The sequence below is a fragment of the Malacoplasma penetrans HF-2 genome (genome assembly GCF_000011225.1).
In the GTDB taxonomy this organism is placed as follows: Bacteria; Bacillota_I; Bacilli_A; order Mycoplasmatales; family Mycoplasmoidaceae; genus Malacoplasma; species Malacoplasma penetrans.
The window spans coordinates 155,319-168,302 of sequence record NC_004432.1; the positions used below are offsets into that span (position 1 = coordinate 155,319).

The 12,984-nt window shown below is 26.4% G+C and carries 11 protein-coding genes and 6 tRNA genes; 10 read left to right on the forward strand and 7 right to left on the reverse strand.

Translation table 4 applies throughout. The features are described 5' to 3' along the window. Positions 1-43: 43 nt before the first annotated feature. Complete coding sequence (locus tag MYPE_RS00655) at positions 44-538, forward strand: metallophosphoesterase family protein (RefSeq protein ID WP_160162145.1); 495 nt, start codon at positions 44-46, stop codon at positions 536-538. Here the strand turns inward: MYPE_RS00655 and MYPE_RS05350 are convergent. The 5 genes from MYPE_RS05350 to ispH are packed head-to-tail and all read right to left on the reverse strand — an operon-like array spanning position 522 to position 4,025. Then, entirely contained in the window at positions 522-959 is a 438-nt protein-coding gene (locus MYPE_RS05350) for a GNAT family N-acetyltransferase (protein WP_011076957.1), read from the reverse strand. The genes MYPE_RS00655 and MYPE_RS05350 overlap by 17 nt on opposite strands. Continuing rightward, entirely contained in the window at positions 934-1,515 is a 582-nt protein-coding gene (locus MYPE_RS00665) for a tRNA threonylcarbamoyladenosine biosynthesis protein TsaB (protein WP_011076958.1), read from the reverse strand. Before MYPE_RS00665 ends, MYPE_RS05350 begins: the two co-directional genes overlap by 26 nt. Continuing rightward, positions 1,505-2,401 (reverse strand): RluA family pseudouridine synthase, encoded by an 897-nt coding sequence (locus MYPE_RS00670; protein ID WP_011076959.1) that lies wholly within the window; start codon positions 2,399-2,401, stop codon positions 1,505-1,507. The genes MYPE_RS00665 and MYPE_RS00670 overlap by 11 nt, the downstream gene beginning before the upstream one ends. A gap of 9 nt (positions 2,402-2,410) precedes the next feature. Further along, entirely contained in the window at positions 2,411-3,133 is a 723-nt protein-coding gene (locus tag MYPE_RS00675; protein WP_011076960.1) for a lipoprotein signal peptidase, read from the reverse strand. Next, positions 3,126-4,025 (reverse strand): 4-hydroxy-3-methylbut-2-enyl diphosphate reductase, encoded by a 900-nt coding sequence (gene ispH, locus MYPE_RS00680; RefSeq protein WP_011076961.1) that lies wholly within the window; start codon positions 4,023-4,025, stop codon positions 3,126-3,128. Before ispH ends, MYPE_RS00675 begins: the two co-directional genes overlap by 8 nt. Before the next feature lie 316 nt (positions 4,026-4,341). Here ispH and MYPE_RS00685 point away from each other — a divergent pair, with 316 nt between their 5' ends. After that, on the forward strand, positions 4,342-7,002 hold the full coding sequence (locus MYPE_RS00685) for a PTS transporter subunit IIABC (protein WP_152023099.1): 2,661 nt from the start codon (positions 4,342-4,344) through the stop codon (positions 7,000-7,002). 68 nt (positions 7,003-7,070) lie between these two features. Here MYPE_RS00685 and MYPE_RS00690 read toward each other — a convergent pair whose 3' ends face one another. Next, on the reverse strand, positions 7,071-8,126 hold the full coding sequence (locus MYPE_RS00690) for a hypothetical protein (RefSeq protein WP_011076963.1): 1,056 nt from the start codon (positions 8,124-8,126) through the stop codon (positions 7,071-7,073). A 283-nt stretch (positions 8,127-8,409) separates the two neighbouring features. Between MYPE_RS00690 and MYPE_RS00695 the strand changes: the two genes are divergently transcribed. The 8 genes from MYPE_RS00695 to MYPE_RS00730 all read left to right on the forward strand — a co-directional run bounded on the left by MYPE_RS00695 (position 8,410) and on the right by MYPE_RS00730 (position 11,899). Continuing rightward, positions 8,410-8,484: transfer RNA gene (locus MYPE_RS00695), tRNA-Asn, on the forward strand. Position 8,485: 1 nt separating this feature from the next. Beyond that, positions 8,486-8,562, forward strand: a tRNA-Glu gene (locus MYPE_RS00700). A gap of 34 nt (positions 8,563-8,596) precedes the next feature. Then, a tRNA-Val gene (locus MYPE_RS00705) sits at positions 8,597-8,672 on the forward strand. Position 8,673: 1 nt separating this feature from the next. Continuing rightward, a tRNA-Thr gene (locus tag MYPE_RS00710) sits at positions 8,674-8,749 on the forward strand. A gap of 31 nt (positions 8,750-8,780) precedes the next feature. Next, positions 8,781-8,856: transfer RNA gene (locus tag MYPE_RS00715), tRNA-Lys, on the forward strand. Between the two features lies 1 nt (position 8,857). Further along, positions 8,858-8,939 (forward strand) — tRNA-Leu (locus MYPE_RS00720). 158 nt (positions 8,940-9,097) lie between these two features. Continuing rightward, on the forward strand, positions 9,098-10,141 hold the full coding sequence (locus tag MYPE_RS00725) for a hypothetical protein (RefSeq protein ID WP_044891194.1): 1,044 nt from the start codon (positions 9,098-9,100) through the stop codon (positions 10,139-10,141). Positions 10,142-10,387: 246 nt separating this feature from the next. Next, on the forward strand, positions 10,388-11,899 hold the full coding sequence (locus MYPE_RS00730) for an IgG-blocking protein M (protein ID WP_011076965.1): 1,512 nt from the start codon (positions 10,388-10,390) through the stop codon (positions 11,897-11,899). Between the two features lie 72 nt (positions 11,900-11,971). On the opposite strand, the gene MYPE_RS00735 is transcribed toward MYPE_RS00730, so the two are convergent. Continuing rightward, complete coding sequence (locus tag MYPE_RS00735) at positions 11,972-12,940, reverse strand: NAD(P)/FAD-dependent oxidoreductase (protein ID WP_011076966.1); 969 nt, start codon at positions 12,938-12,940, stop codon at positions 11,972-11,974. Between the last annotated feature and the right edge of the window lie 44 nt (positions 12,941-12,984).

Below are 12,984 nucleotides of genomic sequence, written 5' to 3' on the forward strand. Positions count from 1 at the left end.
GAATTTTTTAGAAGATATAAAGTAAATGAAGTGGGTGGTTGATATGAAGAAAATTTTGATTATTTCTGATACGCATGGTGATAGATCTTTTTTTAGGAAGATAATTAATGAAGAACAACCTGATATTAAAATTCACTGTGGAGATTTTTGTACAGACATAGATTTAATAAGTGAAAACTTTGATTATTTTGTAGCCGGCAACAATGACTATGAAGGGGAAAGAATTGTTGACTTTAAAATAGAGGACTTAAATTGTAGACTAATGCATGGAGATCAATTTGGATACTCCGTTCCAGGGTATGAAAGAAGGGAATTAAAACTATATGAGTATGCCAAAGAAAACAATATAGACATTTTGTTTAGTGGGCATACTCATATAGAACAAGTTTTTTATAAAGATAACATTTTAATTATTAATCCTGGATCATTAATGTATCCTAGAAATGCTAATCAAATGAAATCATATGCAGTTTTGCATATTGAGGGAAATAAAATAAAATCTGTTGAATTTGAAGATGTGGTTAAATACCCTGCTTAATTCATTTCATTAAAAAAGCATCGCTATTATCTGAATAATAATTATCTCTTTTATGGATAACTTTGAAGTTATTCTTTAAATAAAAATTTATTGTGTTATCTCTATCAGAAACTTCTAAGAAAATTGATTTATAGTTTTCTTTTAAATAGGAAAGTAAATTACTTCCTATTTTTTTATTTCTGTAACTATAAACAACACCAATTTTATAAATCTCAGCTTCTTGTTCATTTTCAAAAAATAAACAATATCCCAATATTTGTTTATTATCTTTGTAAATTAAACAATAAAAGTTTTGGCTTTCTAAAAAACTATTTAAATTTTCTAAAGTGTATCCATTATGTAAAAAAATTTCTTGTTCTAAAGATACAATTTCATTTAATTCAGATTCTGAAATATTATTTTTGTTTTTTAGAGTAATCATAGATTGCTTCTTTAATGTATAAAGGTCTAATAAATGAAGTTTTTAAAAATTTGTTTTTATTGAACTGTCATTTTTCATAAATACTTTTTTTAGTTTCTAAACTATAAAAATATTTTTCATATTTATTTGTTAATTTATTAATTTCATCAGATTGAATAAGAAATGGTTTTTCCATTCCATTAGCACCAATATAAAATAATTTTGTTTTAGCGTCTATTAAAACAATTTCATTTTCCTTAGTGGTGTTTCACTGAGTAGAATTTAAAAAATAAAGATTTACATTCTGAAAAACTTTTTTAAATGTGTTTGCAAATAAAACAACTGATTTAACAGATGTAAAAGAACCTGGACCATTAACAATATAAATAGATTCCAAGTTTTCTTTTTCTAATTTATTTTTTTCAATTATAAAAGCAATTGATGGATTTAATATCTTTGTCAAATTCTTATCTTGTATTTCAAAACTAGAATCAACTATTGTTTTATCTTTGATGATAGCTAATTCTAAATAATCTAAACATCCATCTATCAATAAACTAAATTTATTATTTTCCATATTTTTTAATATATTCTTTAAATTCTTTTGGCATGTCTAAATTTATATTAACTTCCTTTTGAGTAAAAGGGTGAATAAATTTAAGTTTATAGGCTACTAAATACTGTCCATATTTAGTAGTTTTATTAATATGTTTTGGTCCATAAATTGGATCATTAATTACATGATTTTTAATAAATTCTGCATGGACTCTAATTTGGTGTGTTCTACCTGTAAATAATTCAACTTCAGCTAATGTGAAATTTTTATATTTATTAATTTCTTTAAATATAGTTCTAGCTTCTTTGGCATCTATATCTCTACTTACTTCTCTTCTAGTTGAAGTTTCAACTCTTTTAATTGGTGCATCTACTTCTACTGTTCTTGTTTGTAAATGGTTATGTAACAATGCTAGATATTTTTTTTCTATTTTTTGATCTAAAAACAGTTTAGTAAAAGCATTAAAAGAATCTAGAGATTTTGCAACAATAACTAAACCTTCTGTACATTTATCAAGCCTATGCACAATTCCCATTCTTAATGGATCGCCATTGTATTTAATTTTTTTTGAATCAAAAATATATTTAATAATATTAGCCAAAGTATTTGATAAATCATAACTTGTTGGGTGAACAATAATATCGTTTGGTTTATTAACAATTAATATGTATTTGTCTTCATAAACTATTTCAATATCTTTTTTTCAAGGTGTTAAAACTTTAGTTTCTTCAACTATTTTTTCTTCTTTTAAAATTATTTCAGATTCTTCATCAACTTTAGTATTTGGTTTAGAAATTATTTTTCCATTTACTGTAACCAAATTATTTTCAATTTTATGTTTTGCAATTGATCTAGATAAAGAAAATTTACTAGAAACAAGAATATCTAATCTTTGAGTATTTTTCATATTTATATATTAGCTTTTTTGTATAACTATTGGTTTTTTAATAGGTTCTTTTTTTGTTTTATTTCTTTCTTCATCTAATACAACATCTTTAATTGGTTTTTTATTTTCTTCAGAATCTTTTTCTTTCTTGTAATCTTTAACAAATGAAATTATTATTTGGATACCAACAAAAATCATTCCAATAATTACAAAAGTATCTGGGAAATTGAAGATAGCTGAGTTTTTAATAAAAGGAAATTGGAAATAATCCACTACTGCATTGTTTGTACTAATACCACTTAGATATTTATAGTTATCTACAATTGATCTATCAATAATATTTGATAAGCCACCAAAAAAAACTAGTGAGACACCTATATCTAATAAATAGTTAGAAGAAAATAATAAAACAAAAAAACCTAACACTATAGGAATTGATTGAACAAAATAAACTAAAGAAGGATTTGAATCACCTAATGTTCCAAATGAAACCCCAGTGTTACCAGTAATATTTATTACTAGAAAACCTGGAATTAATTCTCAATATGATTGCGTAGCATTTAAGATTGAGTTTCTTGTTAAAAAGCTTGTTAATAAAACAATAAAAGCACAAATAAGAATAATTGATATTTTTCAAATTAAATGTTTTTTGTTAAGATAGATTTTTATTAATTGCTTTTTAGATAATTCTCATAAGTAATTACTATAATGTTTTATGCCTTCATAAACATTGGAAAAAAATTGTTTAATCATTTGCAGTTCCCAGTTTTTTTTCTAGAAAGATTATAACATAATTAGCAAGTCAGGTAGGTGTAGAACACCCTGATGTAATTGCTAAACATTTTTTGTTAATAAATCATTCATCTTTAATATTTTTTGTATTTCAAATTAAGTGTGATTCAATTTGTTTTTTTATTCCTATTTCAACTAATTTTTTAGAATTATTAGATTTAATATCTCCAACTACTAATAATAAATCTACTTCACTTGGCATATTAATTACTGCATCTTGTCTATCTTTTGCAGCATTACAAATATCATTTTTAAATTCAATGTTTTTATATTTTGATTTTAGTGTTTCTGTTATTTCTTCAAATTCATAAATTGAAATAGTAGTTTGATTAGTTACAAATATTGGTTTTTCACTTTCTGTTCTAATATTTTCTATATCATTTACTGTTTCAATTAGTATTATTGATTTATCAATTGAAAGTGTTGAAATTGTTTCTGGGTGGTTATTAACACCAATATAAAATATTTGATATCCCTGTTCAATTTTTTCTTTAATTAGGTCATGGGTTTTAGTTACATAAATACAAGTTGTATCAAAAACAACCAACCCTTTTTCCCTTGCTTTATCTATTGTTTTTTGGTCAGTCCCATGAGCACTAAAAATAACAATAGGAGGATTATTTTTATCCTTAATTTCTATTGAATCTATAATTTCAGATCTACTATGATTTTTATCATCCTTAGTTTGAATTCCTAACTCTTCAAGTTCTTTAATAATTTCTTTATTATGCACCAATCAACCAATTAAATATTTTTCATGATTGGGGTAAAGTTTAGCTATTTTTTTACAAGTAGCATATGCATCAACAACACCTTTACAAAATCCTCTTGGAGTTATTTTTATGATCTTCATATTATGTTTAATATTAAATTAAAAACTTAGATTTTTAATAAGGTTATTGTTTGTTGATAATAGATTAATTTTTTTGTTTGTTTTTACAAAGATTTAGTTAATTGGTTTGATATTTTCAGAAATGATTTACTGATATTTATAAATGGTTATTTTTAAACTTAAAACATTCATTCTATTTATGAATTAATAATTATATTTACAACTTTTATTTTTTTAAAAAATAACAATTAGCAATAGAATTTATATTAGTTGGTCATTTCCACTAAAACTTTAAATAATCAAAGCGAAAAATAAATAGATAAATATGAATTATTCTATGAGTGGTAATTTGCAAACCTCGCTGAAAACTTATTTCTCAAAATTGAAGTTCAATTCTTTGTTCAAAAAACAAGGTGCTGGCAAAGAGAAAAAAGGTAACACCAAAGAGTTTATTGCAAAATTATCAAAAGGTTTAATGCTTCCGATTGCAATGTTACCAATTGCAGGGATCTTTCTGGGTGTAGGATCAGCAATTGTAACAAATGCTGGAGGTAATGAAGGCCTAAGAGTATTTGGAAACTTTTTACAAGTTCCAGGTAATGCTGTATTTGGTGCATTGCCATTACTATTTGCTATTGCAATTGCTATTGCCTTTACAGGTGATGCAGGTCCAGCTGCTTTAGCATGTTTTATTGGTTATCTTATATTTGGGTCATTACAAGATGCCTTGTCTCAATCTGTAACTGATACTACAGGTGCTGTTATCGGATACAACTTATTGTTTTATCAAGGCAACATCTTTGGATTAAGTGCAGGTAATGCAGCACTTCCTTCTTCTTTATATGGTGCTGTTATTGGTATTAACCAATTACAATCATCAGTTTTTGGTGGATTTGTTGTAGGGTTCTTAGTAGCCTTTTTATATAACAAATTTAAAAATATTAAATTACATCCAATCATTGGGTTCTTCAATGGGGTTAGATTTGTTCCAATCGTAACTTTCCTTGCTTTATTCCCAGTAACAATATTATTCTTAATGATTTGACCGCTTGTTGGTATTGCTTTAACATTCTTAGGACAAGCTCTTGGTCAAGCTGTTGGTATTAACTCTTTCATTTTTGGTTTTATTGAAAGAGCATTAGTTCCATTTGGGTTACACCATGCTTTCTACTCACCATTATGATATACACAAGCTGGTGGATCAATTGACTTAACTCAAAATGCAATTATTTATCAAGATGGTAAAGCTTATGCAGTATTAGCTACTTCAACTGCTACTAGTTTAACATCTTGAAGAGAGTTAATTAATTCATTAAACCCTAACAGTCAAATCACTGTTAACTCTGCAGCAGGGGATCAAACTATGTGAGCATTTATAAATGCTAACCTATTAGGTAAGTCTGTTTGATTAAAAGAACTATCAAGTGGTTGAACTTATAGTGCAATTAATGGGACATATGATAATGCATCAATTGCTTCTAGTTCTAATGGTGCAATTCAATCAGTACTTACTTGATCTAACTTAACTTCTGGGCAACAAGCTTTAGGAACAATTGGTGCCAACGGATTTAAAGGTGTTAATGTTGGACAATACCTTCAAGGTAAGTATGTATTCATGATCTTAGGGTTACCTGCAGCTGCAGCTGCAATGGTAATGGCTGCCCCTAAAGAAAACAGAAAATTAGCAATGTCAATCTGTATGTCAGCAGGATTTACTTCATTGCTAACTGGAATTACTGAACCAATTGAATATACATTCTTATTCTTAGCTCCATGATTATTCTGAGGAGTTCATGCTTCATTATGTGCTTTAGCATTTGGATTAATGAACTGAATTGGATTAATTGTATCAGCTACTGGTCATCCAGAATTAGCACCTCATATTGGTATGTCATTTAGTGGTGGAATGATTGACTGAATTATTTATGGTGCAATCCAAATTCAATATGGTTCAAATGCATGATGATCATTCATCTTTGGACTAGCTTATGCTCCAATTTACTTCTTCTTGTTCTACTTCTTAATTAAGAAGTTCAATATCCAAACTCCAGGACGTGGTGAAAATACAAGATTATTCACTAAAGAAGATTACAAAAACAAACAAAATAAAGTTCAAATTAATGGATCATCAGAATCATTGAACAATGATCAAGTATTAGCTTTAAATGTAGTTAGTGCTTATGGTGGATTTGACAACATTAAAAATGTTGATGCATGTATTACAAAATTAAGAATCCAAATTAAAGATCAATCTGTTGTTGATACTGCTAAGTTAATGCAATTAGGAGCAAGAGGAACTATTAAGCCATCTCCTCAATCTGTGTATGCTGTGTTTGGAGCAGAAGCAGATATTATTAAAGGAAATATTAAAACACTAATGGAAAATATTTCTTCATCTCCTAACTTGAAATCAGAATATGAAAAAATAATGAATAATTCTAGTGATACTTCATCTGCTTCTGAAGTAAAACCAGAAAAAGAAGTTGTTAAAACAGATTCTGAATTATCAAAAGAAAAAGTTGTAGTTAACTCTCCATTCACAGGTGAAATAGTAAGTTTAGCTAAAGTTCCAGATGAAACATTTAGTAAAAACATGATGGGTGTTGGTATTGCAGTTAAACCAACAACTGGAAAAATCTATTCTCCAATTGATGGAAAACTTTCATTAGTATTTGATACTGGTCATGCATACAGTTTCGAAACTGAAAAAGGAACTCAAATTTTAATTCACGTTGGAATTGATTCAATCAACTTAAAAGATAAAAGTGGTAAAGAATTAAAACCATTTGCTCCAAATGTTAAAACTGGAGATACTGTTAAAGTTGGTCAAGAAATAGGTACTGTTAAATTAGCTGATTTAAAACATGCTAAATCAACAATCACTCCTATTATTGTTCTAAATGAATCACTTGAAGGAAGAGAAATTAAATTCCTTAAAAAATCTGGTGAAATTAAAAAAGGAATGCCTTTATTTGAAGTTTTACCTAAAAAAAATTAATTACTAAACAACTCAAACTAAACTAATAAAAATGTAGTGGTCATTAAGACTCACTACATTTTTTATTTTTAATTTAAATTTTCTTTTAGTGTAAATAATTTGGTTGTTGGTTCTTTTTTATTGTTAATTAATTTTTGCAATGAAGACATGTATTCATTAAACATATATATATCTTTTGGAACCTCTTTTTCTGTAGAAGGTTTTAGATGTCCAACTTTAGTTACTAATTTATGTTTTATTAAAACCTTTGCAGTTTCAGTTTCTTTGTTTGACTTCTCATATTCTTCAAAGACAATACTTTTTAATATTCTAATAAAGTCTTTTTTTGAAATAACTTTATTATCTATTAAAGTGCTTAATCCATTTTTAATAGATGAGTAGTCTGAGATAAAAGCTCTTGAAACTACTGAGGCTTGTTTTAATAAATCAAAAACAAAGATTGAAAAATTAGATATTTCTTTAGGATTCTCTTTTGTTATTAATAAAAGTTTCTTATATTTTCTTCAATTATTTAAAAGGGGATATGAAAAACAAATTGATGGTGCAAATAGTAATTTATTTTTTATTAAATAGAGATTAGTTAAAGTGCTGATTACTGAATTGTTATATGGAAAGTTTTTTAAATATTCTTCAATTAATAATAAGAATAGAGGGAAGAAATATAATGGATTATTAGAAAACTTACCATTTATTAAAGATAGTAAGAAATCAATATCTTCTCCACTTAAATCATTTTTCTTTATTGAAGCAACTTTATGAGTGTCTTTAAAAATTTCAATAATTTTATCAATATCTTTTAAACCAATACTTTCTTGGTTTCTAATTTTTGTTATCCAGAAAATAGATTTAAAACTACACATTACAGCTCTTTTTGCATTTTGACCATAATGGGCAGTGTTATAACAATAATTAAATATAGTTTCTTCAAGATCTATTTCATTATGATCTAGTTTGTTAGAAGATATAATTTCTAAAACTTGAGATAATTGTCAAGGAACATTATGGGCTTCTAGTGAAGAGAAGTTTATTCTTACTTCTGCCAAATATTTAAAAAGGTCACCACACTCTTTATAAAGTTGTCTATCTTTTAATAAGATATCTGTCATTTCTTTAATTTTGATCATATATACTAAATTATTTTCTAAGTGTTAGATTAATTGATATTATACACTTTATATAGTGTCTCTGTCTTTATGCATGAGTAATATATTATATTTATATATACAAATATATAATGATTAACTATTATCTTTTACAAATATAAAAATAACTAATTAAAGTATTAAAAGCAATTAAATTCCTTATTATTGGTTATTAAAAAATGCTATTTTTTATTAGATTTATAAAAAAATTAACTTAATTTTTATAAATTTAAAAATATGCTATAATATTTAAGTGTTTATAAATGGATACATAGCTCAGCGGTAGAGCAACCGGCTGTTAACCGGTTGGTCGTAGGTTCGATCCCTACTGTATCCGCCATGGCCTGTTGGTGAAGCGACTTAACACACACGCCTTTCACGCGTGCATTCACGGGTTTGAATCCCGTACAGGTCACCAATTGAAATTTGAGAGGACCCAAAATCCTCAAACCGGAGTGTTAGCTCAGCTGGGAGAGCATATGCCTTACAAGCATAGGGTCGGGGGTTCGATCCCCTCACACTCCACCATGCCGACTTAGCTCAATAGGCAGAGCAACTGACTTGTAATCAGTAGGTTGTAGGTTCGATTCCTATAGTCGGCACCATTAAAATATATATTCATATATACCTTTCTTTGCTTTGTTAGCTCAGTCGGTAGAGCAAGTGACTCTTAATCACTGGGTCGGGGGTTCGAACCCCTCACAAAGCACCATGCACTTATGGCGGAATGGCAGACGCGTCAGACTTAGGATCTGATTCTTACGAGTGTGGGTTCAAGTCCCTCTAAGTGCACCATTAAAATTAAATTAATCAAAATCCTATTTATTTTTTAATAAATAGGATTTTTTCTTTTTTAATATATTGATTTGAGATAATAATTAAGATAATATTTTAATTTTGTATTATTTAATATGTTTATAATAATATAGTGTAATTAAATATAAATTTTGAATATGAAAAAAATTTTTAATCAAAAAAATTCTCTAAATGTATTTGATTTATGAAGAAAAACTCAAATAAAAGTAAGTTATATTCATAAACAAATATTATTAGGTAAGAAAAAAGATGCTACTGATCTTCTTGAAAAGCATGAATTAATTTTTTCAAAAATTGGAATAGATACTGAAAGTAACTGAATTTTTGAAAAAACTATTTTTGTTGCTTTAATTAAATATTTAATGGATTCAAATATCTTTTTTGATAAAAGATTAAAAGACAGTGAAATTGATGAATTATTGCTATTAGCATATGTTTATGAATGAATTGTTTTAGATAAACCTAAAGATACAACACTATTAGGTAATAGATCTCAAGTATTAAAAAAGTTCAAAGAAGCTGCTAATGAATCTAATAGTGCTTTTAAAAATATTTTTGAAGGTATTGATATTTACAGCTTAGATGACTGACAAGAAATTGTTAAAAGAATAAATGATACTACAATCATGACTTATTCTGAAATTTTAGAATTCATTAAAAAAGATGGATCAGTTTATAAAAAAATAATTGATGAATCTTTTAATGAAAAAGATTTTAATGATAAACAGCAATGTTTAGAAAACTGAAATAAACTATTTTTAGTCAATTGAAACAATCTTAACTATGTTTATAGTATTGAAGATAGTGACTCAAATATTATTTATGTAAGTGTTGAAACTGATAAAGAAAAAGTTGCTATTGTGAAATACAAAATGTTTTACACATACACAAAAGAAAATAACATTTTAATTGCTAGTGGGATATCTAAAGAATTATTAAGAATAGATTTTATCAAACCAGAATATAAAAATAATTATGGAGATATTATTTCTCAGTCTTTAAAAATAGCAAATAGAGCAATTAAGAATATTTTCCTATTAGATCTACAATTAAAAAATGATGAATACTATAATGCTGATAACACTGTAAAACATAAAAAGATTGTTAACATCATTAAAAGTATTCCTAAAACTGATGATTCAACAATTGTTGGTAATAAAAGAAAATGAATTCTAAAATAGTTAATTACTAACTATTAAACTACATAAAAATAGATTTAACACACCTTGTAGTAAGGTGTGTTATTTTATTTCTATTTTAAATTTATTTACAAATTTTAAATATTCTTTGGGAAGTTTGATTTAACTTTTTAATAACTTATAATAATCTTGAATCTAAAAAGATAAGTTAAATTTGCTTTATTAAAAAAGCTATTTATTTTTTATTATCTTTAAAGATTCTTTTTTATAAATGAGAGGTAAAATTTTATGAAAAAAATGTCAAAATTTAGAAAAGGATTGTTAGCAATCATTGGTGGTTTAACCGTTGCTGGTGCCGGTATTGGTGTAACACTTCCTTTAGTTACTTCGAATAATAATCATGAAAATTCATTAAATAATTCTAGTAGTAACAATGGTAGCAACTTAAAAGTTAATGGTAGTGTAATATCTACAGACAACTTAAACATTGTCGCAACAGGATTAAGTTCAAATGTAAGTTCACAAGTTAGTAGACAATCTTTAAGTTCTTCAAGTAGCAGTGAATCTACAGTAGATTCAAAATATACAGCTAAGAAAAAATTAACTACAGTAAGTGGTCAAGAAAAAGAATATTTAGTTTCTACAGTTTATGAAAACAATAGAAAGTTCATGCCAATATTAGCATATGATGAAGATATTAGTTATAACAACTATCAACAATCTAGAGAATATAAAGATGTTGTATATGGTAACTTCCCTGGATGAGATAAAAAAGTTGCTGTTGTTCATCAAATTGATAATGTTGATTTATCTAAAGCTTATGCAAGTGTTGCTGAATTTACTCCAACTGAAATCTTAAAAAATCCAAGTGCTCCAGAATCAGTTAAACAATTGTATGTTGCATTAGACAGTAAAACAATGACTGCAGATGTTATCACTAAATTAGTTGATCGTTACCAACCAGATTACTTAAGAATTGAAAGTGTTGATGACACATCAATTAAACAACTTCCAGATATGAAATATTTTTCTACAGTTAAAAAAGTAGACTTAGGAGGGGCATTCACAACTATTAAAGGTGTTTCTTTCCCTACAACTACTCAAGAATTAAAAATTTCATCTGATAACATCAAATCAATTGATCCATTACAAATTCCTGAAAGTGCAGCAATTATTACTGAAACTGTTCATGATGCAAGATTTACAGAAATTGATTTAAGTAGTCATACTGACTTAACAACTGATCAACTACAAAAGGCTGTTAACATTGTTTATAAAGATAGAATAAAAGAAAGAGCTTTCCAAGGTAACTTTGCTGGTGGATATATTTATTCTTGAAACCTACAAAATACTGGTATCACTTCATTTAATGATGTTTCAATACCTAAATTAAATGATGGAACAGATAGATTCTACATTGCTTATGTTGCTGTTTCATCAGGAAACTCAAATGGTACTGCTAATGAAACTATTACTGGTGGTAAAGAACCATCTAATGATTCACAAATTGGTGAATGATGAGACTCTAGTTCTGATGGTTGATCAAAGGTTTCTAAAGTTACAGTAACTGCAAAAAATGGAGCTAGTTTAGATTACAACAAAACATTAACTGAAATTATGGGATTCCTTGCTAAATATCCTAATGTTAAAACTATAGATATTTCTTTATTAAAATTTGAAGATGCAAGTAAAACTTTAGATGGATTGAAAACAGAGTTGACTAATCAAATTAAATCTAAATATGGAGAAGATTCTTCATATGCTAAGATTGATTTCATAATTACTTCTCAATCAAATTAATTATTATTTAATAACTTAAAAGTTATAAAAAAATACTAGACTTAAAATCTAGTATTTTTTTTATGTTGTTGATTATCAATCTTTTTTATTTTTAGAAATATGTCATAATGCTCTCACAGCTTCTGCACATGCAGTAATAATTGTATTTGGTTTGCAATAAAAGTGAGTAGCATCTCCAATTGCATAAATATTTTTAATATTTGTTTTTTGATTTAGATCAATTACATACTTGCCTTTTTCTTTGTTAATTTGGTTTAAAAGTTCAATATTAATTGGACTTGATATTTGACCATATTGAACAAGAACATAATCAAAAGGTAATGTTTGTTCTTTTTCAGTTTCTTTATGTTTAATAGTTAAAGTTTTATTGCTTTCATTAAAATCTATAATTTCATAATTCAACTTTTGTAAAATATTATTTTTAGATAAACAATCAATCATAAATGAACTTGAACGGTATTCATTTCTTCTGTGAATAATTGCAACATTATTAGTTATCTTTTCTTCTACAAAATAGTTGGCTCATTCAACTGCTGAATCTCCACCACCTAAAACTAATATTTTTTTGTTCTTATAAATTTCTGTTTCTAAATTTAATGAATAATGAATAAAAGGACTATCAATGGGTTCATTGTTAATTTCTAGTTTTCTTGGATTAAAAGAACCATTTCCTGAAGCTAAAATAATTTTTTTTGCATAAAAACTATTTTTGTTTGTTTCAAATAAAAATAGTTCTTGTTCATTTATTGTTTGTCATGTGATATTTAAGATATCTGTGTCTAATTGGATATTTGAGTTTTTTTGTTCTTTGTTTTGTTGGATTAATTTTTTAATTACATCACTAGATTTAATTTCAAAAAAACATGGAAAGTCATAAATAAATTTATTTGGATACAATTCCATTGGTTGTCCACCCAAATATGATTTTTTTTCAATTAAGATGCTATTTAAATTAAAGTAGTTTGAAATGGTGCTAGCAAAAATACCTCCAGCTCCACCACCTACTATTGCAACATCATATATTCTTAAATCTTCATTCATTGTAATACCTATGGATTATAATTTTACTTAGGTTATTTATTATA